Source organism: Streptomyces sp. NPDC026589, assembly GCF_040638385.1.
Lineage (GTDB): Bacteria > Actinomycetota > Actinomycetes > Streptomycetales > Streptomycetaceae > Streptomyces.
Genome location: NZ_JBEZYG010000073.1, coordinates 1 through 1,271 on the forward strand (window position 1 = coordinate 1; position 1,271 = coordinate 1,271).

Consider the following 1,271-nt stretch of genomic DNA (forward strand, 5'->3'; position numbering starts at 1 on the left):
AAGGATCCGGTGCCCGTTGCGCCGCGCCTCCGACAGCCGCTCCAGGACCACCACCCCGACGCCCTCGGCCCAGCCGGTGCCGTCCGCGGCGTCCGAGAACGCCTTGACCCGGCCGTCGACGGCGAGGCCGCCGTGGCGCGAGAAGGCCACGAACGCCCCCGGCGTCGCCATCACCGTGGCCCCGCCCGCCAGCGCCAGCGAGCACTCCCCCCGCCGCAACGCCTGCGCCGCCAGATGGATCGCGACCAGCGAGGACGAACACGCCGCGTCCACCGTCACCGCCGGACCCTCAAAACCGAACACGTACGACACCCGGCCCGAGGCCACGCTCGTCATCGCCCCCGTGCCGATGAACCCTTCCAGTTCCGACGTGCTGAAGCCGTACCCCTGTTCATAGACGCCGGAGAACACCGCGACGTCTTGGCCCTTCAACGTCCCCGGGTCGATCCCGGCCTGTTCCAACGCCTCCCACGAGGTCTCCAGCAGCAACCGCTGCTGCGGATCCATCGTCAGCGCCTCACGCGGCGAGATCCCGAAGAAACCCGCGTCGAACTCCGCCGCGTCATAAAGGAACCCGCCCCGGGGCACGTCCGGGGTGCCGGCCTGGCCCGGGTCGGAGTCGAACACCCCCTCCAGATCCCAGCCACGATCAGACGGGAAACCGGACACACCGTCCCGGCCCTCGCTGACCAGCCGCCACAAATCCTCCGGACCCGCCACACCGCCGGGCAGATGACACGCCATACCCACAACCGCAATCGGCTCCAACTTCTCGGCCTCAAGCTCCAGCACACGCTGCTGGGAACGGCGTGCCTCTGCGAGGGTGCGCTTGAGATAGTCGCGAAGCTTGCTTTCATCTGCCATCGGGGTTCAGCTCCTAGAGGCTGTGACAATCGGCGGTTGCTAGTTGCCGAACTCGGTGTCGATCAGGTCGAAGAGTTCGTTGTCCGAGGCGGTATCGAAGTCGAGCTCCTCATCAGCGGGCGGGGTTCCGTTCGCCAGCGACCAGGAGGCCAGTAGGCCTTGAAGCCGGGCTGTCACTTGAGCGCGGACCGAGTCGTCGGCGGGTGTCGCTGCCAAGGTGGCATCGAGCCTGCTCAGTTCAGCCAGCAGCGGATGAGTTCCGGACACGGATTGCGTTGTGATCCCGAGTTCGCGGTGGAGATGGCGGGCGATGGCGAGCGGATTGGGGTAGTCGAAAACGATGGTGGCGGCAAGCTTGAGGCCGGTGGCCCCACGAAGGCGGTTACGCAACTCGACCGAGGTGAGCG

1 protein-coding gene and 1 pseudogene are annotated in these 1,271 nt (G+C 67.6%); both read right to left on the reverse strand.

Features of this window, described 5'->3' with window-relative positions; all coding sequences use genetic code 11:
- On the reverse strand, positions 1 to 864 hold an 864-nt coding region (locus AB0F29_RS41560; protein ID WP_361884204.1), incomplete at its 3' end, for a beta-ketoacyl synthase N-terminal-like domain-containing protein.
- Positions 865 to 903: 39 nt separating this feature from the next.
- Positions 904 to 1,271: pseudogene (locus AB0F29_RS41565) on the reverse strand (beta-ketoacyl synthase); the annotation flags it as partial.